Source organism: Kribbella sp. VKM Ac-2569 (assembly GCF_004216905.1).
In the GTDB taxonomy this organism is placed as follows: domain Bacteria; phylum Actinomycetota; class Actinomycetes; order Propionibacteriales; family Kribbellaceae; genus Kribbella.
Genome location: NZ_SGXJ01000001.1, coordinates 1,636,802 through 1,660,119, shown reverse-complemented (window position 1 = coordinate 1,660,119; position 23,318 = coordinate 1,636,802). Strand labels below are relative to the sequence as shown.

General features: G+C 68.3%; 23 protein-coding genes. 14 read left to right on the top strand and 9 right to left on the bottom strand.

The window, feature by feature from the left end:
- Window positions 1-16: 16 nt before the first annotated feature.
- From EV649_RS07750 to EV649_RS07730, 5 genes are all read left to right on the top strand, one after another.
- Entirely contained in the window at window positions 17-961 is a 945-nt protein-coding gene (locus EV649_RS07750; RefSeq protein WP_130381892.1) for an alpha-E domain-containing protein, read from the top strand.
- Window positions 958-1,800 carry a transglutaminase family protein gene (locus tag EV649_RS07745; protein WP_130381890.1) on the top strand — a complete coding sequence of 281 codons (843 nt, stop codon included), beginning with the start codon at window positions 958-960 and terminating at the stop codon, window positions 1,798-1,800. The genes EV649_RS07750 and EV649_RS07745 overlap by 4 nt, the downstream gene beginning before the upstream one ends.
- A 4-nt stretch (window positions 1,801-1,804) precedes the next feature.
- On the top strand, window positions 1,805-2,848 hold the full coding sequence (locus EV649_RS07740; protein WP_130381888.1) for a glucose 1-dehydrogenase: 1,044 nt from the start codon (window positions 1,805-1,807) through the stop codon (window positions 2,846-2,848).
- 67 nt (window positions 2,849-2,915) lie between these two features.
- A complete protein-coding gene (locus tag EV649_RS07735) occupies window positions 2,916-3,179 on the top strand; it encodes a DUF3618 domain-containing protein (protein ID WP_130381886.1) in 264 nt (87 codons plus the stop codon).
- Between the two features lie 41 nt (window positions 3,180-3,220).
- Complete coding sequence (locus EV649_RS07730; RefSeq protein ID WP_198682459.1) at window positions 3,221-3,514, top strand: co-chaperone GroES; 294 nt, start codon at window positions 3,221-3,223, stop codon at window positions 3,512-3,514.
- Here the strand turns inward: EV649_RS07730 and EV649_RS07725 are convergent.
- A complete protein-coding gene (locus EV649_RS07725; protein WP_130381882.1) occupies window positions 3,505-4,578 on the bottom strand; it encodes an FAD-dependent oxidoreductase in 1,074 nt (357 codons plus the stop codon). The two genes, EV649_RS07730 and EV649_RS07725, sit on opposite strands and share 10 nt — an antisense overlap.
- Before the next feature lie 84 nt (window positions 4,579-4,662).
- Here EV649_RS07725 and dapC point away from each other — a divergent pair, with 84 nt between their 5' ends.
- The 3 genes from dapC to EV649_RS07710 all read left to right on the top strand — a co-directional run bounded on the left by dapC (window position 4,663) and on the right by EV649_RS07710 (window position 7,959).
- The gene (gene dapC / locus EV649_RS07720; RefSeq protein ID WP_198682458.1) at window positions 4,663-5,763 is read left to right on the top strand and encodes a succinyldiaminopimelate transaminase; all 1,101 of its coding nucleotides are present in this window, start codon (window positions 4,663-4,665) and stop codon (window positions 5,761-5,763) included.
- Window positions 5,764-6,046: 283 nt separating this feature from the next.
- Entirely contained in the window at window positions 6,047-7,192 is a 1,146-nt protein-coding gene (locus EV649_RS07715) for a M15 family metallopeptidase (RefSeq protein ID WP_198682352.1), read from the top strand.
- 128 nt (window positions 7,193-7,320) lie between these two features.
- On the top strand, window positions 7,321-7,959 hold the full coding sequence (locus EV649_RS07710; RefSeq protein WP_130381876.1) for a hypothetical protein: 639 nt from the start codon (window positions 7,321-7,323) through the stop codon (window positions 7,957-7,959).
- Here EV649_RS07710 and EV649_RS07705 read toward each other — a convergent pair.
- Window positions 7,949-8,935: an alpha/beta hydrolase gene (locus EV649_RS07705; RefSeq protein WP_130381874.1), complete on the bottom strand. Its 987-nt coding sequence runs from the start codon at window positions 8,933-8,935 to the stop codon at window positions 7,949-7,951. The genes EV649_RS07710 and EV649_RS07705 overlap by 11 nt on opposite strands.
- 141 nt (window positions 8,936-9,076) lie before the next feature.
- Here EV649_RS07705 and EV649_RS07700 point away from each other — a divergent pair, with 141 nt between their 5' ends.
- Genes EV649_RS07700 through EV649_RS07690 form a run of 3 tightly spaced genes read left to right on the top strand, consistent with a single transcriptional unit; the run spans window position 9,077 to window position 12,261 of the window.
- A complete protein-coding gene (locus EV649_RS07700; protein WP_130381872.1) occupies window positions 9,077-10,231 on the top strand; it encodes an amino acid deaminase/aldolase in 1,155 nt (384 codons plus the stop codon).
- Window positions 10,228-11,529, top strand: coding sequence for a D-arabinono-1,4-lactone oxidase (locus EV649_RS07695; protein WP_130381870.1), 1,302 nt, complete (start codon window positions 10,228-10,230; stop codon window positions 11,527-11,529). Before EV649_RS07700 ends, EV649_RS07695 begins: the two co-directional genes overlap by 4 nt.
- A 9-nt stretch (window positions 11,530-11,538) precedes the next feature.
- On the top strand, window positions 11,539-12,261 hold the full coding sequence (locus EV649_RS07690) for a PIG-L deacetylase family protein (protein ID WP_130381868.1): 723 nt from the start codon (window positions 11,539-11,541) through the stop codon (window positions 12,259-12,261).
- Here the strand turns inward: EV649_RS07690 and EV649_RS07685 are convergent.
- From EV649_RS07685 to EV649_RS07665, 5 genes are all read right to left on the bottom strand, one after another.
- Window positions 12,251-12,658 carry a hypothetical protein gene (locus EV649_RS07685; protein WP_130381866.1) on the bottom strand — a complete coding sequence of 136 codons (408 nt, stop codon included), beginning with the start codon at window positions 12,656-12,658 and terminating at the stop codon, window positions 12,251-12,253. The two genes, EV649_RS07690 and EV649_RS07685, sit on opposite strands and share 11 nt — an antisense overlap.
- 57 nt (window positions 12,659-12,715) lie before the next feature.
- A complete protein-coding gene (locus tag EV649_RS07680; RefSeq protein WP_130381865.1) occupies window positions 12,716-13,645 on the bottom strand; it encodes an alpha/beta hydrolase in 930 nt (309 codons plus the stop codon).
- A gap of 24 nt (window positions 13,646-13,669) precedes the next feature.
- Window positions 13,670-14,206, bottom strand: a complete 537-nt coding sequence (locus EV649_RS07675; protein ID WP_130381863.1) for a DUF6817 domain-containing protein — start codon at window positions 14,204-14,206, stop codon at window positions 13,670-13,672.
- A gap of 433 nt (window positions 14,207-14,639) precedes the next feature.
- Window positions 14,640-15,083: a DUF6319 family protein gene (locus EV649_RS07670; protein ID WP_130381861.1), complete on the bottom strand. Its 444-nt coding sequence runs from the start codon at window positions 15,081-15,083 to the stop codon at window positions 14,640-14,642.
- 40 nt (window positions 15,084-15,123) lie between these two features.
- Window positions 15,124-15,741 carry a TetR/AcrR family transcriptional regulator gene (locus tag EV649_RS07665; RefSeq protein WP_130381859.1) on the bottom strand — a complete coding sequence of 206 codons (618 nt, stop codon included), beginning with the start codon at window positions 15,739-15,741 and terminating at the stop codon, window positions 15,124-15,126.
- A gap of 70 nt (window positions 15,742-15,811) precedes the next feature.
- Here EV649_RS07665 and EV649_RS07660 point away from each other — a divergent pair, with 70 nt between their 5' ends.
- Window positions 15,812-17,248, top strand: coding sequence for an MFS transporter (locus EV649_RS07660; protein ID WP_130381857.1), 1,437 nt, complete (start codon window positions 15,812-15,814; stop codon window positions 17,246-17,248).
- Here the strand turns inward: EV649_RS07660 and gndA are convergent.
- Complete coding sequence (gene gndA / locus EV649_RS07655; protein WP_130381855.1) at window positions 17,176-18,615, bottom strand: NADP-dependent phosphogluconate dehydrogenase; 1,440 nt, start codon at window positions 18,613-18,615, stop codon at window positions 17,176-17,178. The two genes, EV649_RS07660 and gndA, sit on opposite strands and share 73 nt — an antisense overlap.
- Window positions 18,616-18,808: 193 nt before the next feature.
- Between gndA and EV649_RS07650 the strand changes: the two genes are divergently transcribed.
- Window positions 18,809-21,955 (top strand): DUF2961 domain-containing protein, encoded by a 3,147-nt coding sequence (locus EV649_RS07650; protein ID WP_130381853.1) that lies wholly within the window; start codon window positions 18,809-18,811, stop codon window positions 21,953-21,955.
- Window positions 21,952-22,473, top strand: a complete 522-nt coding sequence (locus EV649_RS07645; protein ID WP_241997828.1) for an isochorismatase family protein — start codon at window positions 21,952-21,954, stop codon at window positions 22,471-22,473. Before EV649_RS07650 ends, EV649_RS07645 begins: the two co-directional genes overlap by 4 nt.
- Here EV649_RS07645 and EV649_RS41975 read toward each other — a convergent pair.
- Window positions 22,470-23,291, bottom strand: coding sequence for an NAD(P)H-binding protein (locus tag EV649_RS41975; protein ID WP_130381851.1), 822 nt, complete (start codon window positions 23,289-23,291; stop codon window positions 22,470-22,472). The genes EV649_RS07645 and EV649_RS41975 overlap by 4 nt on opposite strands.
- Between the last annotated feature and the right edge of the window lie 27 nt (window positions 23,292-23,318).

Genomic DNA, 23,318 nt, shown 5'->3' with positions numbered 1-23,318 from the left:
TGAGGAGGTGCTGACGATGCTCGCACGCAACGCCGAGTCGCTGTACTGGATCGGCCGGTACGTCGAACGCGCGGACGACACCGCCCGGATCCTCGACGTCTCGGTCCACCAACTGCTCGAGGACGCCACCGTCGACGCCGACACTGCCAGCCGCCGGCTGCTCTCGGTCCTCGGCATCACTCCGCCGGACGGCAGCGAGCTGGACGTGTGGGGCCTGACCGAGCTGGTCGCGATGTCGCCGGAGACCGGGTCGATCGTGTCCTCGATCGCCAGCGCGCGGGAGAACACCCGGGTCGCGCGTGAGGTGGTGTCGAGTGAGCTGTGGCAGTGCATCAACGCGATGTGGAACGCCGTACCCGAGCGGCAGCGCGCTGCGCGCCGGGTGGGCCCGCACGAGTTCTTCACGTTCGTGGAGAACCGGGCCGCGATGTTCGCCGGGCTGGCCGACTCCACGATGAGCCGCGACGACGGTTGGCGGTTCCTGGTGCTCGGGCGGTCGGTGGAGCGAGTGGACATGCTTGTCCGGCTGCTGATGTCCCGAGTGGGCGACCGGCCCACGTCGCCCGGCTGGGTGACAGTACTGCGTTCTGCGGGTGCGCACGACACGTACCTGCGGACGTACCGCGGTGCGCTCGATGCGTCCCGGGTAGTGCAGTTCTTGTTGCTGGACCGGCTGTTCCCGCGGTCGGTGTTCCACGCGCTGCAACAGGCGGAGTCGTGTCTGGAGGACCTCGACCACGGGCCGTCGGCGCGGATCGGTGCGGGTGCGGAGGCGTCACGGTTGCTGGGGAAGGCGCGCAGCGATCTGGAGTTCCTGCAGCCGGCGGAGCTGCTGGACAACCTGACCGGCAGGCTGCAGGCGCTGCAGACGACGGTCCGCGACGTCGGTGAGGCGGTGTCCCGGCAGTACTTCCATGCGGTGCCGTGGATCGAGTGGAACAACACGGAGGTGAACCTGTGAACTGGCGCCTCCGCGTCGTGCACACGACGGGCTACCGCTACGCGACGGCCGTGACCCAGTCCTACAACGAAGCCAGGCTGACGCCGCGGCATGACGACCGGCAGAACCTCATGGTGGCTCGGCTGGAGACGATCCCTCCGGCCCGCGCGTACAAGTACACGGACTACTGGGGTACCGAGGTCAACTCCTTCGACCTGCACACCCCACACACCGAGCTGAAGGTGATCGCGGCGTCCGTCGTCGAGACGAGCGACCAGACCCCACCGTCCGCTGAGGTCAGCTGGGTACAGCTGAAGTCAGCAGACGTCCTGGATGCGTACGCCGAGTACCTCGAGTGGACGACGTACGTGCCGAAGCACCGGGAGCTGTCCGCGGTCGCCCGCTCGTTGCGGCGGGGCCGTTCGCCGGAGGAGACCGTGCTCGCGATCTCCAAGTGGGTTCACGACACGCTGAAGTACCAGCGTGGCACCACTGGTGTGCACTCGTCTGCTGTCGACGCGTGGCAGGCCGGTGAGGGCGTGTGCCAGGACTACGCGCACCTGACCCTGGCGATGCTGCGCGCGGTCGGTGTCCCGAGCCGCTACGTGTCGGGCTACCTGCACACCAAGCCGGACGCGGCAGTGGGCGAGAGCGTCGTCGGCGAGAGCCATGCGTGGGTGGAGGCGTGGACCGGCGAGTGGTGGGGCTTCGACCCGACCAACGACATCTCGATCGGGCACCGGCACGTGTGGGTGGCGATCGGCCGCGACTACGCGGACGTGTCACCGCTGAAGGGCATCTACTCGGGTGATGCGGCGACGGCCATCGAGGTGACCGTCGACATGACCCGGTTAGCCTGACCCGATGCGGGCCATGACAGTCACGCCGGGCAAGTCCGACTCGGCGACAGTAGGCGACGTCCCAGAACCTCCCGTCGTCGACGGGTCGATCTTGGTGGAGGGCTTGCTGACAGGCATCTGCGGGACCGACCTGGAGCTGGTCTCCGGAGCGTTCGGCAGCGGCCGTCCCGGTGCCGATCATCTAGTCATCGGACACGAGTCGCTGGGACGCGTGCTGGAGGCACCTGCCGGCTCCGGCTTCACCACCGGGGACCTGGTCGCCGGAGTGGTACGCCGACCCGACCCGGTGCCCTGTCCGGCGTGTGCACGGGGTGAGTGGGACTTCTGCCGCAACGGGCAGTACACCGAGCGCGGCATCAAGGAGATGGATGGGTACGGCGCTGAGCGCTGGCGGGTCGACCCGTACTTCGCCGTACCCGTGCCTGCTGCTCTAGGAGAGCTGGGTGTGCTCGTGGAGCCGGCCAGCATCCTCACCAAGGCGTGGGAGCAGGTGGACCAGGTCGGAGCCCGGTCGTGGTTCGCTCCGCAGCACGTACTGGTGACGGGTGCCGGTCCGATCGGGTTGCTGGCCGCACTGATCGCCCGGCAGCGCGGGTACGACGTACACGTGCTGGACAGAGTTGAGGACGGGCCGAAGCCAGAGCTGGTACGGGCGCTTGGCGGGATCTACATCACCGACCTCGGGCAGCTGGACGTCGTACCGGATGTGGTGATCGAGGCAACGGGTGCTGGGCAGCTGGTGTTCGACTGTGCGTCGCTGCTGCCGCCTGCTGGTGTCATGTGTCTGGCCGGGATCCACCCCGGGCCGGCGACTGTCGACGTGCAGCTCGACGCGCTGGTCCGGCAGTTGGTGGTCCGCAACGCGGCCCTGGTCGGGACGGTGAACGCAGGGAGGCGGCACTACGCAGACGCCGTGGACGTGTTGCTGGCCGCGGACCGGGCCTGGCTGGAGCAGCTGATCACCCGGACCGTGCCGCTGTCCGAGTGGCCGGACGCATTGGTGCGGGAACCGGAAGACATCAAGGTGGTCGTGGACTTGCTGCGATGACCTGCGAGGATGGTGGGTGACGAGGAGCAGACCGGGGCAGCCCCGCCGATGGAAGGAGCGCCGACACGTGTCGGACACGAAGGCTCGGACCGCCGAGCAGATCGAGGCGGACATCGCCGCCACCCGGGCGCGTCTGGCCTCGACCGTGGACGAGCTGGTCGACCGGGCGAACCCGAAGAACGTCGCCCTGCGGCAGGTCGAGCAGGCCAAGTCCCAGGTCTTCGACGAGCAGGGCCAGCTGCGGACCCAGAAGATCGTCGCGGTCGCCGGTGCCGTCGTCGGCGTGGTCGGCGTCCTCCTGGTGATCCGCCGCCTGGTGGGTCGCCGGTGACTTCACGCAAGCGGCTGTCCGACGACAAGCTCCCGATCCGGATGCTGCACGACCGCGTCCTGGTCTCCCTCGAGCAGGAGGGCGAGCGGAAGTCGTCGGCGGGCATCCTGATCCCCGCCACCGCGCAGATGGGCCGCCGCCTCTCCTGGGCGAAGGTGGTCGCGATCGGCGCGAACGTACGGACGGTCGAGGTCGACGACCGGGTGCTGTTCGACCCGGAGGACCGGGCCGAGGTGGAGGTGCGCGGCGACGACTACATCCTGCTGCGCGAGCGCGACCTGCACGCGGTGGCCGCCGGCCGCCTCGAGGACGGCCAGACCGGTCTCTACCTCTGAAAGCTCTGAAATCTGAAACGGGCCGGCGTTTTGGCGGCGCCGGTGACCAGGTCGCGGACGAGCGCGCCCACCAGCGGCACGAACTTGAATCCCTGGCCGGAGAACCCGGCGGCGACCGTGACCGGTCCGGCCCGGTCGATGACGAAGTCGGCCGTCGGCGTGTTGTCGTACAGACAGCTGATCGCTGTGGATCTGTAGGGGTCCAGACCCGGGTACCACTGCTCGACGTACTGCAGCAGGGCCGAGTCCCGCTCCGGCTCCGGCAGGAAATCGCGCTCGTCGGGGTCCACCTCAGGCCCGGTCGCGTGCAGTCCGACCTTGACCCCGGAGCCGGGCTCGTAGAGGCCGTAGCTAGTAGGGCCGTGGTGCACGAAGGACGGCCACTCCAGCTCGTCTGACAGGGGTGTGAAGAACCGTGGCTGCTCCTGGGTCACCGTGAACGGTGGCAACGACACCAGTCCGTGCACCAGCCGCGGAGTCCACGGACCAGTGGCCAATACGACGTGCCGCGCCCGCACCGCGCCCCCTGGTACACCGAGCTCGACAAAACCCTCATGCGGCCGCAGCGCCCGTACAGGTGACTGCACGCGGAACTCGGCGCCCAAACGATCAGCCACGACCTGTAGCGCGCGAACGGTCCGATCGGCGTACAGCCGACCTGACCCCGGCTGGTACAGCACCGGCGTCTCGAACCGGAACCCCGGCCACCGCTCCGCAGCCTCCGCCGCTGGCAGCACCGACCCGGTTGCCCCGTGCAACGACCGGAAGGCCTCGATCGACGCGTCACCCATCCCGTGGTCGATCCCACCGGTCTCCTCGAGCAGCGTCTCGCCCGACTCCGCCTCGAGCTCCCGCCACAGCGGCCGCGCGCGCTCTGTCAGCTCAGCGATCTCGGCGTCGTCCGCAGCCGGCCGGAACAACCGCGTCGCGCCGTGCGACCCGCCCCGCTCGTGCCCGAGCGTGAACTGCTCCAGTACGACGACCTCTCGCCCGACCGCAGCCAGCGCCCGAGCGGCAGCCGACCCCATCGCACCGGCCCCCACCACTGCCACGTCATACGTCATACGGTCACCCCCTGTCAGCACTGATCGTAGTGATGTGGACAGGCAATCTCAGCTGCCGAGCGGGTAGGGGAGAATGAGCAGGTGATCTTTGAGACCTCCAGCCGGTTGCCAGACTTCCCGTGGGACAAGCTCGCTCCGTACAAGCAGAAGGCGGCTGCGCATCCTGACGGGATCGTGGACCTGTCGGTGGGCAGCCCCGTCGACCCGGTGCCGGCGCTGGTGAAGCAGGCGTTGGCCGACGCGGCGGACGCCCCGGCGTACCCGACCACGATCGGTACGTCGGCGGCGCGGCAGGCGGCCGTGGACTGGATGGCACGGCGGCTGGACGTGGCCGGCGTCGACCCGCAGAGCGGCGTACTGCCCGTGATCGGCACCAAGGAGCTGATCATGATGCTGCCGACGCTGCTGGGCATCGGGGCCGGTGACACGGTCCTCATCCCGGACCTGGCGTACCCGACGTACGAGGCCGGCGCGGCGCTCGCCCGGGCTACCAGCGTCCCGGTGGCCGACCCGACGACGTACGACGGGCCGGTCCGGGTCGCGTACTTGAACTCTCCGCGCAACCCGTCCGGTGAGATCACCCCGCCGGCTGACCTGCGGCGCGCGGTCGAGTGGGCGCGGGCGAACGACGTACTGCTGGTCAGCGACGAGTGCTACACCGAGTTCGGCTGGGACGAGAAGCCGGTGTCGGTGCTGCATCCGGCCGTGTCCGGTGGCAGCTTCGACAACCTGCTGGCGGTGCACTCGCTGTCCAAGCGCTCCAACCTGGCCGGGTACCGCGGCGGCTTCGTCGCCGGCGATCCGACCGTTGTGACCGAGCTGCTCGCCGTACGCAAGCACGCCGGGCTGATGGTGCCGTCGCCGATCCAGGCCGCGATGGCTGCCGCGTTCTCGGACGACGCTCACGTCGAGGAGCAGCGTGCTCGCTACCTGCGTCGCCGTTCGGTACTGCGGGACGCCCTGACCGATGCGGGCTGGGAGATCACCCTGTCCAACGGCGGGCTGTACCTGTGGGCGTCGCACCCGTCGTACGACGCGTACGGATCCGTCGGCGCGCTGGCGGACCGGGGGATCCTCGTCGCACCCGGTGCGTTCTACGGGACCGCGGGTGACCGGCACGTCCGCGTCGCGCTTACCGGGACCGACGAGCGCATCGACGCCGCTGTGAAGAGACTGCAGGAGTGAAAGAACTTCCCGCCTTCGTGTGACGTCTTCCCTGTGTGACTGCCTCTTATAGGGGGTAGGTGCTGTCCAGGGGAGGGGGAGGCGGATGAAACGCGTCGTCGGGGTGGCGGTAGCGGTTCTGCTGAGTCTTGGGTCGATTGGTGTGGCCAATGCGGACGAGAGTCCTTCGCCGAGTGTCACACCGTCGGTGACTCCCACAGAGACGCCTACTGAAACGCCAACTGAAACACCTACTGAGATACCTACGCCTACTCCCACGCCGACGCCTACATCGACACCAGCGGTGGTCCCTGCGGCGGCCTGGTCCATCACGCTGGACCAGCCGGCCGCGTCCTGGGAGGACAAGCCGACCGTCTTCACCGGCAGGATCAGTCAGCCGATCGCGGGCTCGTACATCACGCTGTGGCAGCGCGTCCCCGGTGCGTGGGTGCTGCGCGCCTCGACAAGGACCACGACCGGCGGCGTCTACAAGTTCAGCTTCGTGTCGGCGTACACGGGTACCTGGGCGTTCCGCACGATGATCGGGGTCAAGGCGGAGACGGCGCTCGCGATCTCGGACTACCGGACGGTGCCGATCCAGGATCGGAAGATCCTGATCAACACCCCGGCGTCCTGGTACGCGACGCTGACCGGCGTCTCGGTCACCGGGCGGATGGTGCCGGCCGAGCCGGGCAAGGAGCTCGCACTGCAGGAATACCTCGGCAGCGGCGTGTGGCGACTGCTGAACATCGGCACGATGGATGCAGGAGGCAACTTCCGCCTGCGGGTTCCCGACGACCTGCCGAAGACGCGGACCGTCCGCGTCGTGACGCGGTACGTCGCCCAGTCCGCGATGGAGTACTCCGGCCTGGCGATGATCGTCATCAAGGCGGCCCTGAACCCGAAGGTGTACGCCGTCTCCGCCGCGATGGTGCCGTACACGTACCGCTCCGGATGCCCCGTGGTGCCGTCGTCGCTACGGCTGCTGCAGCTGAACTACTGGGGTTTCGACGGCCGCGTGCACCGTGGCGAGCTGATCCTGCGGGATGCCGCGGTGGCGAAGATGATCACCGTGTGGACCTCGACGTTCGCGTCGAAGTTCCCGATCCGGCAGATGCGCCGGGTGGACGTGTTCGGCGGCAGCGACATCAAGTCGATGGCGGCCGACAACACGTCCGCGTTCAACTGCCGCCGCGTCACAGGTGATCCGTACTCGTTGTCGCCGCACTCGTACGGGTGGGCGATCGACATCAACACCGTGGAGAACCCCTACCTGGCCGCGAACGGCGTCTGGTACCCGTCGAACGGGCTGGCGTACCGCAACCGGTCCGTGGTGCGTCCGGGCATGCTGTTCTCGAGCAGCGTTGCCACAAAGGCTCTGATCGGCCAGGGGTACTTCTGGGGCGCCTACTGGTCCAAGCCCGACTATCAGCACTTCCAGCCGAAGTGAAAGCCCTAGTAGTCGCCAGCGCGTTGTCAGTCGTTCTAGTCGCTTGCAGCTCGACCTCGGCCACCCAAGAGCCCACACCGACGCCCACACCGACTCCGATCCCCACAGTGATCGGCGGGACGGTCCCGGTGCCCACCAACACACTGAGCTCCACCAAACCGACAGACGCCGCCATCCCACCGGAGCTACCGGAGGAGGCGACCGCACCACCCCCGGCCAGCGCCGGTCCGCTCACCGCTGCCAACCTCCCTGCACCAGAGAAGCTCGGCAGTGGCTGGAAGACCTACGTCGACCCAGGTGGTGCCGAGGTGGGTTTCATCGGCAACAACACCTGGACCCGCCGCCGCGACCCACACCAGGCGTCGTACGAAGCACTGCCCTCCGGCTGTGCCGGCCAGCCAGTCAAGGGCTCGCTGCCAGTTTCCGCGTACGCCCTGACCGGCAGCTACCGCACAGCCGACGCCCTACCTGCTACAGCGCTCCTGCTCCGCTTCAGCAACTCCAACCAAGCGGAGACCTACTACCAGGGCTACAAGGCACGCATGGACGCCTGCGGCACTGGCGGTGACCTGACTGTGAAACAGCTCTGGGCCAACGACACAGCTGCTGCCGCAGTGCGTGCGTACGCCGGTGCGGAGTCGTACGTCGACCTGTCCGTGGTCCACGGCTCCACAGTCGCCCTACTCGCCACCACGTCCACACACGCAAATCAGCAGGCCGACTGGGCGCGCACCGTCGTACCGGCTCTGGAGGCTGTCATCGACTAGCGTCGATCACTGCCTGGGCGAACTCCCGCGGTGCCTCTTGCGGCACGTTGTGGCCGACGTCGAAGGTGCGGTGCTGGTAGCGGCCGGTGAAGTGGTCCCGGTACGACGACCCGTTGCCGGCCGGTGTGAACGGGTCGTAGCGGCCGTCGATGGTGATCGTCGGTACGGCGATCTTCGGCGCCTTCTGCAGTACGGTCTCCAGTTCGGCGTACTCGGGCTCGGCCGGGATCAGGCTCTGCCGCCACCGGTAGTTGCCGATCACGATGGCCTCGTAGTCCGGGTTGTCGAAGGCGGCCGCGGTCCGGGCGTACGTCGCGGCGCTGTAGTTCCAGGTCGGTGAGTTGAACTTCCAGATGAACTCGCCGATCTCTCGCTTGTACTGGTGCAGGCCTTCCGCGCCGCGCTCGGTGGCGAAGTAGTACTGGTACCACCAGGCGTTCTCGGCCGCGGGTGGCAGCGGCTTCTTGTTGAACTCCAGGTTGGTGATCAGGTACCCGGTGACCGAGACCAGTGCCTTGACCCGCTCCGGCCAGAGCGCGGCGATGATGTCCGCGGTGCGCGAGCCCCAGTCGTAGCCGGCCAGCACGGCCCGCTGGATCCCGAGCGTGTCCATCAGGGCGAGGATGTCGAGCGCGAACGCGGCTTGGTCGACGTTGCGCGGTGTGGCGGCCGAGCGGAACGTCGTAGTGCCGTGGCCGCGGAAGTAGGGCACGATGACGCGGTAGCCGCGGCGGGCGAGCAGCGGAGCGACCTGCTCGTAGCTGTGGATGTCGTACGGGAAGCCGTGCAGCAGGAGCACCGGGGTGCCGTGCGCCGGGCCGAGCTCGACGTACCCGACATTGAGGACGCCGGCGTCGATCTGCCTGACCGGCCCGAACGGGAGGTTCGGAGAGGCGGCCGCGCCTCCTGTCAGCAACGGAGCGGCCAGCGCGGCGGCGCCGGTGGTCCGGAGGAGGGTGCGGCGGCTGACGTTCATGAGAATCCTTTCCGAGTGGGTGTGGATCCAGATTCAGCTGTGCCGGTCCTTGGTCGCGCCCGTGAGACACCCTGGTCCCAGGTCTGAAGTTGGAGGAGAAGTTGTATTACCTTTCAGTATTTCGTGTCCTACACTCCGGTTATGGGTGACTTCGACCGGTATGCCCGCCTGACCGCGCGGCTGGACGCGCCGTACGCGGTGATCGACCTCGCCGCGTTCCGGCGGAACGCCGACGACCTGGTCCGGCGCGCCGCGGGTACGCCGATCCGGATCGCGTCCAAGTCGGTCCGCTGCCGCGCGCTGATCACGGCCGCGCTCGAGCGGCCCGGGTTCCACGGCGTGATGAGCTACGCGCTCCCCGAGGCGCTCTGGCTGGCCCGCAACGGTGTCGACGACATCCTGCTCGGCTACCCGACGACCCACCGGACCGCGCTCCGCGAGCTGTCGGAGGACCCTGAGGCGGCGTCCCGGATCACGCTGATGATCGACTCGCCGGAGCACCTCGGGTACGTCAAGGCAGCCGTGACCGGCACCGCCCGGATCCAGATCTGCCTCGACGTCGACGCCTCGCTGCGGATCTTCGGCCAGCATCTCGGCGTACGTCGGTCGCCGCTGCGGACCCCGTCCGATGTGGCGGCGCTGGCCCGCACCGTCGCCGCCGACGACACGTTCGAGCTGACCGGCGTGATGTTCTACGAGGCGCAGATCGCCGGCCTCCCCGACACGTCGCCGGCCGTTCGCTGGGTGAAGCGCCGTTCGGCCGCCGAGCTCGCCGACCGGCGCGGCGCGGTCGTCGACGCGGTCAAGCAAGTCGCGCCGCTCCGGATCGTCAACAGCGGCGGGACGGGCAGCCTGGAGATCAGCAGCGCCGACCCGGTCGTCACGGAGGTCACCGCCGGCTCCGGTCTCTACGGCCCGACCCTTTTCGACAAGTACGACGTCTTCCAGCCTGAGCATGCGATGGCCTACGCGCTGGACGTCGTACGGCGGCCCGCACCGCGGATCGCCACGCTCTTCGGCGGTGGGTACGTGGCCTCGGGGCCGGCGAAGAAGTCGCGGCTGCCGCTGCCCGCCGCGCCGTCCGGGCTGAAACTGCTGGGCACCGAAGGCGCCGGTGAGGTGCAGACTCCGGTCCAGGGACAATCGGCCGATCGGCTGAAAATCGGCGACAGAGTGTGGATGCGGTACGCGAAGGCAGGCGAGATGCTGGAGCGGTTCGACGTCCTGCAGGCGATCGAGGGCGACGAGGTGAGCGAACTGGTCACCTACCGCGGCGAAGGGAAGAACTTCGGATGAGCACCTGGCGGAACTGGGCCGGCACCGAGTCGGCGACCGGGATCGAGACCCTGCGACCAGGTTCGGCCGACGAACTCGCGGCCGCGGTCAAGTCCGCCGCCGAGCAGGGCAAGAAGCTCAAGGCGGTGGGTTCCGGGCACTCCTTCACCGGCTGCTCGGTCCCGCAGCAGGTGATGATCAGGCTGGACGGACTGTCCTCGATCGTCAACGCCGACAAGGATTCCGGCCGCGTCACGGTCGGTGCCGGCACCGGACTACGGAAGCTGAACGCGGGCCTGGCCGCGTTCGACCTGGCGATGGCGAACCTCGGCGACATCGACAAGCAGACGGTCTCCGGCGCGATCTCCACCGGCACGCACGGGACCGGTGCGCGGCTCGGCGGTCTGGCCACGCAGGTCGTCGCGCTGGACCTGGTCACCGCGGACGGTTCGGTGCTGCACTGCTCGGCGGAGGAGAACCCGGACGTGTTCGCCGCGGCCCGGGTCTCGGTCGGCGCGCTCGGTGTGATCAGCGCACTGACCCTGCAGTGCGTGCCGGCGTTCCTGCTGCGCGCGCAAGAGATGCCGCTGCCGCTCGGTGAGGTCCTGGACGGGTTCGGCGAACTTGCCGACGGCAACGACCATTTCGAGTTCTACTGGTTCCCGCACACCGAGATCGCGCTGACCAAGCGGAACAACCGGGTCGGCCCGGGCGTCGGCGCCTCGCCGGTCGGCCGGGTCCGCGGCTGGATCGACGACGAACTGCTGTCCAACAAGGTCTTCGAGCTGACCAACCGGCTCGCCGTCCGGCAGCCTGGGCTGGTGCCGCGGACCAACCAGCTCGCCTCGCGTGCGCTGTCGGCCCGGGAGTACGTCGACGCGTCGTACAAGGTGTTCTGTTCCGAGCGCAACGTGATATTCCGCGAGTCGGAGTACGCCGTACCGCGTGAGCACGTCGTCGACGTGATCCGCCGGCTGCGGGAGTGGATCGACGCGTCCGGGTCGCGGATCTCGTTCCCGATCGAGGTCCGGGTGGCCGCGCCGGACGACATCTGGCTGTCGACGGCGTCCGGGCGCGAGACGGCGTACGTCGCGATCCACCAGTACCATCGGCTGTCGCACGACCCGTACTTCCGGGCCTTCGAGAACATCGTCGCCGACTACGGAGGACGGCCGCACTGGGGCAAGCTGCACACGCTCACGGCGGACGACCTGCGCAGCCGCTACCCGCGCTTCGACGACTTCCTCGCGGTCCGCGACCGGCTGGATCCGCAGCGCACGTTCGAGAACGCCTACACCCAGCAGGTCTTCGGGGGCTAGCCTGCGGGGATGAGCACAGTGGAACGGCTAGAGCCCGTGGTCGAGGACTGGCAGAAGGCGCTGGCGGTGGTCGCGCACCCCGACGACCTGGAATTCGGTACGGCGGCCGCGATCGCGCGCTGGACCGCGCAGGGCAAGCAGATCGTGTACTGCCTGCTGACCTCCGGCGAGGCGGGGATCGACGGCGTCGACCCGGCCGAGTGCGCTCCGCTTCGCGAGGCCGAGCAGATCGAGTCGTCCCGGATCGTCGGGGTCTCCGCGGTCGAGTTCCTCGGCCAGCCCGACGGCACCATCGAGTACGGCGTCGCGCTCCGCCGCGTGATCACCGCCGCGATCCGCCGGCACCAGCCGGAGATCGTCATCACGAACAACTTCCGCGACACCTGGGACGGCGACGTACTGCTGAACCAGGCCGACCACATCAACACCGGCCGCGCCACGCTCGACGCGGTCCGGGACGCCGCGAACCGGTGGATCTTCACGGACGCCGGCGACAAGTGGGACGGCGTACGGCAGGTCTGGGCGGCGGGCTCACCCGACGCGCGGCACGGGGCGGACACGACCGACACGTTCGACGTCGGAGTGCAGTCGCTGAAGGCGCACAAGGCCTACATCGACGGGCTGAACTGGCCGCATTTCGACCCGGAGGAGTTCCTCGAAGGCACCTCGCGCCCGGCCGGTGGCTTGCTGGGCACGAAGTACGGCACGCGGTTCGAGGTCTTCACTCCTTGAGGTAGGTCTGCAGGTGCGGCGGCGTCGGCTTCGGGCGCCGCGGCTCGCGGTCGCCGGCGGTGCCCGGGCCGGGCGGGTTGTTCGGGCCGACCCACGAGCGGACCAGCGCGCGGCCGCCCTTGCGGGTCATCCGGTGCAGGTCGATCTGCTGGACCTGACTGGCCGGGATGCCGAGCTGGGCCAGGCTCCGGTTCGCCATGTCGCAGGCCGTGTCGTGCTTGCGCGGCGACATCTTCTGCTGCAGGACGACGGCGATCGACCCGTCCGGCAGGTCCTCGATTCGCTGGAACCGCAGGCCCTTGTCCAAGGACCACGAGTTCAGGGCGAGGTCGATGTAGTCGGCGTTGGACAGTCGACGATCGGGCTTCGCGCGCGCAACCACTTCGTAACGGGCCATACCCCGATCATCCGTCGGCGATCGCCGGATTTCCAGAAATCAATGCTGTATCTGCGATCAGCGAAGTGCGTTGATCGCAGCCGCCACCTCGGCCGGGTTGGAGATCGGCGTGAGGTGGTTGGCGTTCGGGATCAGCGTCGGCGCGGGGGCGCCGATACGGGTCGCGGTCTCGGTCGGATTGCCGCCGTTCGTGTCGTCGACGCCGAAAACGACCGCCTTGGGGAGCTTCAGAGCGCTCAGCTTCGCCAGCCGTTCGGGGGCGACCGCGGGGATGCCGTGCGCGGTCATCTGCCAGATTGCCTTCTCGGCACCGGGCTGGCGGAACGGGCGGGTCCAGTCGTCGACGACCATCTCGGGGCAGTTGGGGGCACAGACGTTGTTATAGATCTTCTTCAGAAGCCAGCCCTGGTCGAGCACCAGCCGGAACAGCGACGTCCGGTACGGCGGGACGATCAGCCACCGCGGCGGCCCGGCCTGCCCGCCCGGCAACGGCAGCCCGTCACCGTCGAGGAACATGATCCCGCCGATCCGGTCCGGCGCCTCGAGCGTCGCCTCGGCCGCGATCCCGGCGCCGAGCGAGTGCCCGACCAGGATCGGCCGCGGCTCACCCGGCCCGCCGAGGTGCATCGCGTCCAGGAATCCGAGCAGCTGCGCCGCGAGATGCTCGATCGTGTACGGCGCCTTGCGCTCGGAGTACCCGTAGCCGGTGATGTCGTACGCGTACACGCGATGGTTGGCGGCGAGCAGCGGTACCAGCCGTGACCACGTGTCGACGGACTCTGCTGACCCGTGCACGAGTACGACGGGTGCTCCCGACGTACCCCACGTGTCGTAGCGGGTGTTGATGTCGCCGGCCTGCACGTACTTGAGGCCGGGTGGTGGTGCTGCGGTTCCGTTGGTGACGAGGTTGTAGCCGAGAGATGCCGCGGTGACGACCAGCCAGAGCCCGAGAAGTCCCAAGAACCCCCGCCACAGGAACCGTTTCACAGCCCTAGTTTTACAGGCCCCTGTTTACAGCTGGAGGATGCGCTGCGACTCGGTGAGGACCGCGGGGGAGGCGAGGGACTGCCAGCGCGGGATCTGTTCCTGGAGGAACGCGCGCAGCTTCGGCGCCCGTTTGGCATCGTGGTCTAGGACGTCGAGCTCGTTGACGATCGTCAGGTCGACGAAGTCGCGGAGGTCCTCGGTGCCGAGCTCCTCCGACGTACCGGTGAAGCGGTCCGTCACCGTGCGGTGCTCAGCGAGGTCGCGCCAGGTGGTCTCCCGGTCGCAGGCGCCGTACCGGTAGACGATCAGCTCGGCCTCGGCGCCGATCACCGACTCCAGGACCGAGCGCTCGGTCTGCCAGTCGAACAGGTGGGTTGGGAAGCCGTCGGTCCCGTACGCCGCGTGGGCGAGGCCGGCCAGCACCAGGGTGTCGGACGCACCGAGGGAGCTAAGGCGTTTGGCCACGCGATGCAGGTGGACGTACAGGCTTCCGCCCGCGTGGTCGATCTCGTCGGCGCCGCGCACCATCAGCAGCGAACCCAAGTCCTGGAAAGTGCTCATCTGACCCCTTGTCACCCCGGAGCGGCCAAACCCCTCGACCAGATCAAGGCCCACCGACCCGGCCCAGGTCACCCACGGTAAGGCCAACCCACCACCCCCGCCCACCACTACGGCGTGCCGTTTCAGTCACATCCCTGCTCCAGCCCCGCCCTCCGCTGGGCCCGGTGTACAGGAACTCGTGTGGCCGGACAGGAAGTAACCTGTTCAATGCACCCACCACGCGGGCGCAGCCCCGGTTCTCGCCCGCGCGCGAGCCACGCCGTCCCAGTTGTTGCGGTGGGCAACGGATACAGCGTCAGCAAACGTCAGAACCCGTCCGCAACCACCTCACACGGTTGCGGACGGGTTCTGCATTTCCTGCCCGTGGTTGATCAGGGAAGGTGACCGACCACGGGGAGCCTGTCGTCGGGATCAGGCGGTATCAGCCGGGCGCTCAGTCGAGGTCGGCGAGGGCCTTGCGGGCGGCTTCCAGTTCGGCCTCGAGGGCGGCGACCTTGGCGGCCTGCTGGGAGCGGGCCTCCTCGATGACCTCGTCGATCGGGGTCGACAGGTCCTCGTGCAGCTCCTTGGCCGCACGCGACACCGCGGCCGCGGCGACGGCCAGGTCGCGGGCCAGGTACGTCGTGCCCTGCTTCAGCTCGGCGCGCCACTCACCGTCCGCCGTCCCGGTGACGGTCAGCGTCAGCTCGATGGTCTTCGTCTTCTTGCTCGCGGCCTTCTTGGCCGGCGCCTTCTTCGGCTTCACAGCCTCGGTCGGCTCAGAGCTGGTCGGCGCCGGGGTGGAAGTGGATTCGGGGGCGGCCGTCGACAGGTTGGCCGGGTCGGGAGTGTCGGCGAGGTCGGACGGCGTCTCAACTGCCAGAGTGTCTACAGTCATCGTTGCGGCGATCTCCTTCGGAACTGACGCGGGACGACCATTAGAACACATGTTCGATTGGCACGCCAACCAGCCTGCGCAGGAAACGATCGATCTGGTCCTCCAGAGGCGGAAGATCGGCCTCCGGCTCGTTGATGCGGATCGAGACCGCGCCGTGCACCGCCGAGCGCAGGTCGAGCGCCACGGCCGCCGCATCGTCCGTCGGTGCGAGTCCCGCGTCCATGCAGGCCTGAACGGCAGCGGTCGCCCGGATCGCCAACTCTTCCTTGAAGATCAGATGCATCCGCCGGTTCAGCGTGCTCTCGTGCAGCACCTTGTAGAGACCGGCGTACTCGCGTGTCCAGCTGCCGAGGAACAGGAGTCGCGCGCGTAGCCGGCGTACCGGGTCGTCGCCGCCACTCGCTTCGGCCTGTTCGAGGTCGCGCAGCAGGTCGGCGGTGCACTGCTCGAGCGCCGCGAACACGAGTTCGTCGCGATCGGTGAAGTGGATGTACACCGAGGTCGCCGCGATCCCGACCTCGCGGGCGACCGCGCGCAGCGAGAGCGCCTCGTCGTCGCCGAGCTCGTTCAGCATCCGCAACGCGGCGTCGATGATCTCGCGCCGCAGCAGCTCACCCTGCCCGCGCCGGTTCCGGCTCCGCGTCGTCCCAGCATCCATACAGCCGATTGTATTGCAACACACGTTGCCCTACAGTCGTAGCACTACAGCTGTTCACTTAAGGATGACCATGAGCGAACTCGAGATACAAGTCGCCCTCGACCACAGCCAGCAGCGGCGGTGGTGGGCGTTGGGGGCGGTGGCTACGGCGCAGTTGATGGTGGGAATCGATCTGACGATCGTCAACATCGCGCTGCCGTCGATGCAGCAGGACCTGGGGTTGTCGGATCCGTCGCGGCAGTGGGTGATCACTCTCTTCGCGCTCGGGTACGGCGGACTTCTGCTGCTCGGTGGACGGACGAGTGACCTGATCGGGCGTCGGCGTGCGCTCCTGATCGGGCTGACCGGATTCGCGCTGGCCTCTGCGCTCGGTGGGGCAGCAACAGGCGGGGCGATGTTGCTGACCGGACGTGCACTGCAGGGCGTCTTCGGCGCGTTGCTGACTCCGGCCGTGCTGGCAACGCTCGCGGCCTCGTTCCCGGCGCCGGCGGAGCGCGGAAAGGCGTTCGGGATCTACGGCGCCGTCATGGGCAGTGCGTCCGGCCTGGGCATCCTGGCGGGCGGTGTGCTGACGCAGTACCTGGACTGGCGCTGGTCCATGTTCGTCAACCTCCCCATCGCTGCACTGGCGGCGGGAGGTGTCCTGTACGCCGTACCTCCGGTGCAACGCGCTGCAGACGTGCGAGTCGACGTACTAGGTGCACTGCTGGCCACCACTGGGTTGATGGCAGTGGTGTTCGGATTCGGCCGAGCGGAGTCGGATGGGTGGAGCGCGCCCGCGACGTACGCGTCATTGGCTGCGGGTGTGGCACTACTAGCGGCGTTTCTGGCAGTGCAGGCGCGAGTGGCGTCCCCACTGCTCCCGCTGCGCGTAGTGCGAGACCGCAAGCGAGGTGCGTCGTACCTGGCCGTCTTCAGTCTCGCGATCGGCATGTTCGCGGCGCTGTTCTTCCTGACCTTCTACCTGCAGACCGTCCGCCACTACTCGCCGATCCGCGCCGGCCTGAGTTTCCTGCCGCTGACAGTCGGTCTGATGGTCGGCGTACGTGCGGTGAGCCGCCTGCTGGCCAAGGCGAGCGTTCGTGCGCTCATCTGCCCCGGACTGCTCACCATCGCGGCAGGTCTCGCTCTGCTCGGTCTCCTGCGCCCGGACTCCAGCTACTGGCTGCAGGTCATGCCGGTGTTCTTGCTGGTCGGTCTGGGCACCGGCTGGGTCCTGGTCACGGCCAATAGCACTGCCACCCTCGGCGCCGGTGCCGACAGTGCGGTGGCCGGCGCCATGGTGATGACGTCCCAGCAGGTCGGAGCATCACTGGGTACGGCGCTGCTCAGCACAGTCGCCGGAACAGTAGCCGCCCGCTCCGACGCCGTACACGGGTTCAACGTGGCCGGCGTCGGAGCGGCGGGCTTCCTGTGTGTTGCTGCGGTTGCTGTCTACGCGGTCGCCTCGGAGCGGTCGCCGGACCACTCGAGGTGGAAGTTGCCCTCACGGTCGACGCGCTTGTAGGTGTGCGCCCCGAACAGGTCGCGCAGGCCCTGGATCAGGGCGGCAGGCAGCCGCTCGGCCCGCAGGCCGTCGTAGTACGACAGGGCCGCCGAGAACCCAGGAGCCGGTACGCCGACGGTCGCCGCGGTCGCGACCACCCGTCGCCAGGCCTCCTGCCCGCTGGCGACTGCTTCCTTGAAGTAGTCGTCCACCAGCAGCGAGGGCAGCGACGGGTTCCGGTTGTACGCCTCCGTGACACGGTCGAGGAACCGCGCCCGGATGATGCAGCCGCCGCGCCAGATCTTGGCCATCGCGCCGAGGTCGACGTTCCAGTCGTACTCCTCGCTGGCCGCCCGGATCGCGTCGAACCCCTGGGCGTACGCCACGATCTTCGACGAGTACAGCGCATACCGCACGTCCTCGATGAACGCGTCCCGATCGACCTCCGCCTTCACGTCCCCAGGCCCGGGCAGTACGCCGGCAGCGGCCTCCCGCCGTACGACGTCACCCGACAGCGACCGCGCGAACACGGCCTCGGCCATGCCGCTGACCGGGATGCCCAGGTCGAGCGCGGACTGCACGGTCCACCGGCCGGTGCCCTTCTGCTCCGCCTGGTCCAGGACGACGTCCACGAACGAGCCGCCCGTGGTGGGATCGGTCTGGCTGAGGACCTCGGCGGTGATCTCGATCAGGAACGACTCGAGGTCGCCGGTGTTCCAGTCCCGGAACACGTCCGCGAGCTCTGCCGGCGACAGGCCGAGGACGTGGCGGAGCAGGTCGTACGCCTCCGCGATCAGTTGCATGTCGGCGTACTCGATGCCGTTGTGGAGCATCTTCACGAAGTGGCCGGCGCCGTCCGGGCCGACGTGCACGCAGCACGGCTCGCCGTTCACGTGCGCGGAGATCTTGGTCAGCATCGGCTCCAGTGCCGCGTAGGACTCCGGTGAGCCGCCCGGCATGATGCTCGGGCCGTTCAGCGCGCCTTCCTCGCCGCCGGACACGCCGCTGCCGACGAAGTGCAGTCCCTTGTCGCGCAGCGCGGCCTCGCGGCGCCGGGTGTCGGCGAAGTGCGCGTTACCGGCGTCGACGACGATGTCGCCCTCGGCGAGCAGCGGCACCAGTTCGTCGATGACCGCGTCGGTCGGCGCGCCGGCCTTGACCATGATGATCACCTTGCGCGGCTGCTCCAGCGACTCGACGAAGCCGGCCAGGTCCGTGGAGGGAATGAACTCGCCCTCGGAGCCGAACTCCGCGACCAGCGCGTCGGTGCGCGCCTGGGAGCGGTTGTGGAGGGCGACGCGGAACCCGTTGCGCGCGAGGTTCCGGGCCAGGTTGCGGCCCATCACCGCGAGGCCGGTGACGCCGATCTGGGCTTGGGCAGAACTCATCGAAATCTCCCGCAGTCTCGAGTTGTGTGCGGACCAAGTCTCGCTTGCCTGGCAAGCGCGCTCCGCAGGGGGCTCGGCAACTGGACACCGGCGAGCTCTTCTCAAAGCGGGGACAACGATGGTAGACATCTCAGAAATCGATTTCCCATCACGGAGGAAACCGCCCATGCTCCGTCGTGCTGTCGTTGTGTTGATGTCTTCGGTGCTGATGCTGACCGGATCGGTGGCTGGTTCGGTGTCAGCTTCGGCCGGCACCTCCGGGAGCAACGGACCGGTCGGCTGGGAGGTGTACCGCAACCTCGACCGCCTGCCCGAGCTGCAGACCGCCGTCCGCACCAAGCAGTTCTCCAGCTTCGGCCGCGACGGCACGAACAACGACGGCTTCGAAGGCACCTACTCCTGCCTGCGTACGACGGACGCGGGCTGCGTGATCGCCGAGGACAGCGGTCCCGGTGAGGTCGCCTCGATCTGGTTCACGCGCGACGAGGGCAACGTCACCAGGACCGGCACGATCACGGTCGAACTCGACGGCAAGCAGGTCCTGCACGGCTCGCTGCAGGACATCGTCGACGGCAAGCTCGGCGCGCCGTTCAGGTACCCGTTGGTCGCAAACGGCGTACAGACCAGCGGCGGCGTCTACATCCGCGTCCCGATGCCGTACCGCTCGTCGATGCGGATCACCACGCAGACGAACCCGTACTTCTACCACGTCGACTACCGCGAGTTCCCGGACGCGAACGGCGTACAGACCTTCGACCCGAATGACAAGGCTGAGGACGTGCTCGCCCTGCTCCACGCAGCCGGCACGAAGGACCCCAAGCCCGCGCGGCCCGACGCGCGGACCACGAGCACTCCGTTGAACCTTGCCCCAGGCAAGCAGGTGCCGCTGGCCGATGCCCGTGGCTCCGGTGAGCTGAGTGCGCTGCGGCTGAAGCTGCCCGACCTCGTCGGGCTCGATCTGAAGAGCTTCGCCGACGACGGTCGCGCGTTCCTCGGCGGCAGTACGTTCACGCTGAAGATCGACCCGGCCAACACAGGCGTGAAGCTGACCCGCCGGATGGATCTGCGGATCGGCAACCAACGCGCGAAGATCCTCGTCGACGGCGCGCCCGCTGGCGAGTGGGCGCCGCTCAAGGCGCAGGGCGCTCAGTGGCACGACCAGGCCGTCGACCTCCCGGCGGCGCTGACTGCGGGCAAGTCGCAGATCACGATCACCAACGAGTTCGTCTCGTCCGACCTGGACTTCAACGAGTTCGCGTACTGGGCGGACTCGACGGTCGGCGGTCAGGTCAAGCGCACCGACACACTCGACGTCGGGCCCAACCACGTCGCCGACGAGCAGGCCCACGGGTACGCGATCACCAAGCAGAACTGGAGCGGCGAGCACGCCATGTCGTACGCCGCCACGGACGAGGACGCCGCCCGCGTCAAGCCGTCCGACACGCTCCTGACGGGTGTGCGGGTGCAGGTGACGATCGACGGTCAGAAGCGCGTCGACGCTCCGCTCGGCGAGTTCTTCGGCTCGGGTCTCGGCGAGAACCCGGTCCACTCGCTCTTCTTCGCCATGGACCCCGACGGCTGGTACTCCTCCTGGTGGCCGATGCCGTACGCCGCGCGCGCCACGGTCACGCTGGTCAACAAGACGACGTACCCGCTGAAGGGTCAGGCCGAGGTGACGTCGGTTCGCGACGCTCGCAAGGCGGCCGACCTGGCGGCCGGGAAGATCGGCTACTTCACCGCGATCTCGACGCGCGGCGAGACCACGCAGGGCAGCGACTGGACGTTCGCCGGCGTGGCCGGCCGCGGCAAGTTCGTCGGCGTCTCGCAGACCATGGAGGGACTGCTTGCCGACGGCAACACTCGCGGCTACCTGGAGGGCGACGAGCGGGTGTACGTCGACGGCGAGCGGACGCCGGCCATCCACGGCACCGGGACCGAGGACTACTACGAGTCCGGCTGGTACTTCAACGCCGGCACCTACTCGACCCCGTTCCACGGCAACTCCGCGCACGAGGTCCGGGCCGGATTCTGTACCAACGAATGCGATGGCGCGTGGCGACTGCACATCACCGACTCGGTCGCCTTCGAGAACCAGCTCGACTTCGGCATCGAGCACGGCCAGCAGGACGACCACCCGGCGATCTACGGCTCGACAGCCTTCCTTTACACCGCGTCCAAGTTCGGTGCGCGGGAGACCGACCGCATCGACACCGGCGCGGCCGGGAGTCGTCAGCAGCACGGGTACGTCGACAACGGCACCCAGGCGGATCTCAGCTCGGTGTACGAAGGTGATCACGACGACATCACCCTCACCGACCAGGTCCGCGCCAGCACGCAGCCGATCCGCTTCAGCGTGAAGACCGACCCGGCGAACCGCGGCGTCTCGCTCCGCCGGACGAGCGACCAGAACGCTGCCGGGCAGTCGGCGCGGGTGGTTGTCAACGGCAAGAATGTAGGCACGTGGCTGCAGCCGCTCGGCAACACGCATCAACGCTGGCTCGACGACAACTACCAGTTGCCTGCAGCAATCACGGCCGGCAAGAGTCGTCTCGACATCGAGCTCCGCCCGACCGGGCCGGCGTGGACCGCATCGTCGTACGTCGTCCAGTCGCTGACCGCGCCGTACAGCGACAACCGGGCGCCCGGCGCGGTCGGCGGCGTGACTGCCATCGGTCGCTCCGACAACGCGATCAACGTGACGTGGAACGACGTCAGCGACGACAGTGGGGGCGCGCACTACAACGTGTACGGCGCTCCCGAAGGTGGAGCTGAGAGGTTGCTTGGTACGTCGCCGCTGCCGGGCTTCCTGCACCGGGGCCTCGGGCTGCACGAGATGTGGACGTACCGGATCGCGGCGGTCGACCTCGCCGGCAACACGGGTCCGAAGTCGAGCGGTGTGCAGGGCACGAGTGGCAGCACGTTGCGGGTTGAGGGGGAGTCGATGCTGCCGCCGGTGTCGTCGACGGTCGCGGTGGATCCGCAGGGGAACTGTTGCGGGGTCAGTTGGTCGGGTGGCGCGCAGGCGTGGATCCACGGGACCAAGGCCGGTGACGAGACCGTGTTCGGGTTCAACGTCCCGACGACCGGTTCGTACCAGTTGTCGACGGTGCTGACGAAGGCGGCCGACTACGGGATCGTCGACGTACAGATCGACGGAAACGCTGCTGTCACCTTTGACGGTTATCAGGCGTCCGGGGTCGGTACACAGGCAGTTGCGCTCGGCACCGTCCAGTTGGCGGCGGGCGGTCACCAGTTCGTGGTGACAGTTACCGGCAAGAACGAGGCAGCAACCGGCTACCTCGTCGGAGTGGATCTGCTGGATCTTAGGCTCACCCCGTGAACCCTTTGGAGTCTCGTCGTACTGCGCTCGTTCTGATCGACCTGATGCCGCGGATCATCGCGCTGGAGACGGCGCCGCTGAGCGGATCGGTCGTGCTCGAGCGATCCGTGGCACTGGCTGCGGCGACGCGGTCCGCCGGCGGTCTGGTGGTGAACGTCCGGGTCGATCGGCCCGGGGTGAAGGTGCAGCCGGAAGGCAGCGGGTTCGCACCCGAGGCCGCGCCGCAGCCCGGTGACCTGGTGATCATCAAGCAGACGATGGGCGCGTTCGGACGCACGCCCCTTGACAGCGAACTGCAATCCCGCGGCATCGCGAACGTCGTACTCGCCGGCATCGCCACGAACTTCGGCGTCGAATCCACCGGCCGCGCCGCCTCGGACCTCGGCTACGAAACCTTCTTCCTCACCGACGCCATGACCGGCCTCGACGACCACGCCCACAACTTCGCGATCTCCTACACCTTCCCCCGCCTCGGCGCAGTCTGCACAACCCCGGAGTACTTGAAGGCACTCAGCTAGGCGAAAAGTGCGGCGTTTTCGTGGGTCCAGGTTTGGAGGGCTCGGGCGGGGTGGCCGGTTGTGTCGGGGACCGTGGTGGTGACGGTGGTTTCGTCGATGGTGCCGTCGGCAAAGAAGGATTCGATGGCTTGGGCGTAGGGCTCCGGCATGGAGGCGTGGAGGGCCTCGTGGGTTTCGGCGCGGCTCATCGGGTACGCCGTGAGCGGGCGGTTCAGGGTCTCGGCGAGGATGGCGACCTGTTCGACCGGGGTGAGGGCGACCGGGCCGGTGAGGCGCAGGACCTCGCCGTCGTGGGAACCCTGTAGCGCGCGGACCGCGACGTCGCCGATGTCCCGTGGATGGATCGTCGACACCGGTACGTCGGGGAACTGCACCCGCACCTCGTCGCCGGCCGCCAGTTGGTCGCGCCAGCGCAGTGTGTTCGACATGAACGAGTTCGGCCGCAGGAACGTCCACTCCAGTCCCGACGCCCGGACCGCTTCCTCGGTGGCGTGGTGATACGCGGCAACAGCGTTCGTCAGCTCGCCCTCGAGTGAACTGCTGGAGAGTACGACGACTTTCCGCACCCCGGCTTGCACCGCGTTCGTCAGCAATTCGTCGAGGCGGTCGTAGCCGCTCAACAGGAAGATCCCGGTCACCCCGGTCAACGCGTCCACGAACGTCTCCGGCCGGTTCAGGTCGCCGTGCACCGGCTCGATACCACCCGGCAGTTCGCGCGCCGAGCGGATCAGCGCCCGCCCCGCGATCCCTTGTTCCGCCAGCGATTGCACCACGGCGCCGCCCGCGTTACCGGACGCACCCGTAATCAGAATCGTCACCCGCGCAACCCTGTCACATTCCACACC